Source organism: Mesorhizobium sp. M7A.F.Ca.CA.002.15.2.1 (assembly GCF_003998715.1).
In the GTDB taxonomy this organism is placed as follows: Bacteria; Pseudomonadota; Alphaproteobacteria; order Rhizobiales; family Rhizobiaceae; genus Mesorhizobium; species Mesorhizobium ciceri.
The window spans coordinates 1-3114 of sequence record NZ_RZPI01000647.1; the positions used below are offsets into that span (position 1 = coordinate 1).

Consider the following 3114-nt stretch of genomic DNA (forward strand, 5'->3'; position numbering starts at 1 on the left):
GACCAGTCGGCATGGGCGGCATCGACCGCATCGGGCGTATCCAGCGCAAACACGATTTCGGCGCCACCGCCTGACGTGGCGGCTGCCGGCTCCACCGTATGGCGCGACCACAGGCCGAGCTTGAAGCCGGCATCGAGCACGAACAGCACGAAGGTCGGCGAACTTTCGACCGGCTCACGACCGAGCAGCGCGCTGTAGAAGGCACCGCTCTGCTGCGGCTGGTCGACATAGAGGATGACGAAATTCGGGGTGGCCATATCTGCTCTCCAAGGTTCGGTGTTTCGACTTGACGAACATACGATAGGCTACTGTCAGAATATGGCAGCAGTCATCGCGAACCACGCGGCTTGTCGAGCGTCGTTCGCCATTCCTTGAGCAGCGCCTGGCGACGACGCGGATAGCGCGTGTCCATTGCTTGGAGTTCGGCGATGCGATCGGCGCGAAAATGCCGGAAATCCTGCCGCATCTCGCACCACGCCACCACCACCCGCACCTTGTCGAAGAAGCCCAGCGCAAATGGCCAGACGACGCGCTGGGACACGGCCCCGCCGGCATCGCGGTAGAGAAAGCCGAGCTTGCGCTCGTTGCGGATGGCCTGCCGCACCAGACCAAGATCGATGCCCTCGGTGGCCGCGGCAGGAGGCCCGACCAGCAGTGTGCTCGCGTCAAGATCCTCGCGCAGATCGTCGGGCAGCACGGCTGCGATCTTGGCCAACGCGTTGGCGGCGGCGGCCGAGAGACGCTGGTCCGGCTGCCTGGCGACCCAGCGCGAGCCGAGCACAATGGCTTCGATCTCCTCGTCGCTGAACATCAGCGGCGGCAGCATGAAGCCGGGCTTGAGCACATAACCCAACCCCGCCTCACCTTCGATCGGCGCGCCCTGGCCCTGCAGCGTGGCGATGTCGCGGTAGAGCGTGCGGATCGAAACGCCCGTCTCGTCGGCAAGCATGTGCCCGCTCACCGGCCGGCGATGCCGGCGCAAGCACTGTATGAGGTCGAGCAGGCGTTCGGAGCGGGACATCGAGCAGATTTGCCTGTTTCTTTGACATTGGTCCATCGCCGGCAGACATAAACCGGAGAGGCCGACCTGTCGGACTTGGTTGCGAAGCCGGTTGCCCTATGTCAAAAGCGGCCACGCCGTTCGGAGTTGCCCCCGCTTGAAGTCTTTTCGCGACAAACGCCGCGACAACCGTCCACATCCATCCGCCAAGAGTGCGGCGGACGTGTCACGCCCGCGTCCCGGCCAGGCTCCTGCCAGACCGGAAGCGCCACCGCGCGAGCGCCATGAGGCGAAGACGGAAAATCGTTCCGAACCGAACTCGGCGCCGCGCATCCTGGCCCGCCGCGAAGGCGCTCTGCCCGCCGAACATCTTCCCGTGATCCTGGAAGTGGCGCCCAATGCCGATTATGCGCTGCTCGACAGCGGCACCGGCCAGAAGCTCGAACAATATGGCCCCTACCGGATCGTGCGGCCAGAGGGTCAGGCGATCTGGCAAAAGGCATTGCCGGCAAAGGAATGGGAGCGCGCCGACGCCGTCTTCACCGGAGACACCGACGAGGAGGGGATCGGCCGCTGGCGTTTCCCGAAGCTGCCGCTCGGCGAGACCTGGCCGATGAAGCATGACGGCATCGACTATCTCGGCCGTTTCACCTCGTTTCGTCATGTCGGCGTCTTTCCCGAGCAGGCCTCCCACTGGGACCACATGGCCGGGCTGATCGCGGCGGCGAAGCGGCCGGTCAAGGTTCTGAACCTGTTCGGCTATACCGGTCTCGCTTCCTTGGTGGCGGCTCGCGCCGGTGCCGAGGTCACCCATGTCGATGCCTCGAAGAAGGCGATCGGCTGGGCCCGCGAAAACCAGGAGATGGCCGGCCTCGGCAGCAAGCCGATCCGCTGGATCGTCGACGACGCGGTGAAATTCGCCGAGCGCGAGGAGCGCCGCGGCAGCCGCTACGATATCATTCTGTTCGACCCGCCGGCCTATGGCCGTGGCCCCAAGGGCGAGGTCTGGCAATTGTTCGAGGACCTGCCGGATTTGACCGACCTCTGCCGGGCGATCCTGACGCCGAAGCCGCTCGCCGTGGTGCTGACCGCCTACTCGATCCGCGCCTCCTTCTTCGCCATCCACGCCCTGATGCGCGATACCTTTGCCGGTATGGGCGGCAAGGTTGAATCGGGTGAGCTGATCATCCGCGAAAAGTCCGCCGGCCGGGCGCTATCGACCTCATTGTTTTCGCGTTGGGTGGCTGAATGAACGAGCGGCATGCAGGCGCACCCGGCCAGGTGAAGGAGGTCACCAGCCTCGCCAATCCGCTGGTCAAGGACATCAAGGCGCTCGCTCAGAAGAAATTCCGCGACCAGCAGAACGCCTTCATGGCCGAGGGATTGAAGCTGGTCATCGATGCGCTCGATCTCGGCTGGCAGATCAGGACATTGGTTTTCGCCAAGGCCGGGCGCGGCAACGCTGCCGTGGAGAAGGTGGCCGCACGCACGGTTGCGGCAGGCGGCATGGTGCTCGAAGTGTCGGAGAAGGTGCTGGTCGCCATCACCCGTCGCGACAACCCGCAAATGGTGGTCGGCGTCTTTTCGCAAAAATTCCTCGCCCTGAAAGATGTCCGCGCTGACAATGGCGACGTCTGGGTGGCGCTCGACCGGGTGCGCGACCCCGGCAATCTCGGCACCGTCATCCGCACCGTCGATGCCGTCGGCGCCAAAGGCGTCATCCTGGTCGGCGATACCACTGATCCATTCTCCGTGGAGACGGTGCGTGCCACCATGGGTTCGATCTTTGCCGTGCCGGTGGCGAAGGCGACAACCGAGGCTTTCCTCGCCTGGCGAGGCGGGTTTTCAGGCCTCGTCGCCGGAACCCACCTGAAAGGCGCCGTCGACTACCGCTCGGTCGATTTTTCCCGCGGGCCCGTGCTGCTGATGATGGGCAACGAGCAGCAGGGACTGCCCGAAAGCCTGGCTGCGAGTTGCGACAGGCTGCTCAGGATTCCGCAAGCGGGCCGTGCCGATTCGCTCAATCTGGCCGTTGCCACCGGCATCATGCTGTTCGAGATCCGGCGCGGCGCGCTGAAGCTCGAGTCAATCCTGGACCAGCAATGAAGGTTGCA

The 3114-nt window shown here is 64.7% G+C and carries 4 protein-coding genes; 2 read left to right on the forward strand and 2 right to left on the reverse strand.

Annotated elements, in window-relative coordinates; genetic code table 11:
- Together ENZ74_RS26810 and ENZ74_RS26815 are read right to left on the reverse strand one after the other, a co-directional pair.
- Positions 1 to 257, reverse strand: a 257-nt coding sequence (locus ENZ74_RS26810) for a VOC family protein (protein ID WP_127313105.1), incomplete at its 3' end; no start/stop codon positions are given.
- Positions 258 to 328: 71 nt separating this feature from the next.
- Positions 329 to 1021 carry a YafY family protein gene (locus ENZ74_RS26815; RefSeq protein ID WP_063169010.1) on the reverse strand — a complete coding sequence of 231 codons (693 nt, stop codon included), beginning with the start codon at positions 1019 to 1021 and terminating at the stop codon, positions 329 to 331.
- Positions 1022 to 1157: 136 nt separating this feature from the next.
- Here ENZ74_RS26815 and ENZ74_RS26820 point away from each other — a divergent pair, with 136 nt between their 5' ends.
- Both ENZ74_RS26820 and ENZ74_RS26825 read left to right on the forward strand, forming a co-directional pair.
- On the forward strand, positions 1158 to 2252 hold the full coding sequence (locus ENZ74_RS26820) for a class I SAM-dependent rRNA methyltransferase (RefSeq protein ID WP_063169011.1): 1095 nt from the start codon (positions 1158 to 1160) through the stop codon (positions 2250 to 2252).
- The gene (locus ENZ74_RS26825; protein ID WP_063169012.1) at positions 2249 to 3106 is read left to right on the forward strand and encodes an RNA methyltransferase; all 858 of its coding nucleotides are present in this window, start codon (positions 2249 to 2251) and stop codon (positions 3104 to 3106) included. The genes ENZ74_RS26820 and ENZ74_RS26825 overlap by 4 nt, the downstream gene beginning before the upstream one ends.
- Positions 3107 to 3114 lie beyond the last annotated feature (8 nt).

Bases quoted from the DNA above. Each gene is read 5' to 3' on its own strand.
- ENZ74_RS26815 (WP_063169010.1), bottom strand. From the start codon at position 1,021: ATGTCCCGCTCCGAACGCCTGCTCGACCTCATACAGTGCTTGCGCCGG.
- ENZ74_RS26825 (WP_063169012.1), top strand. From the start codon at position 2,249: ATGAACGAGCGGCATGCAGGCGCACCCGGCCAGGTGAAGGAGGTCACC.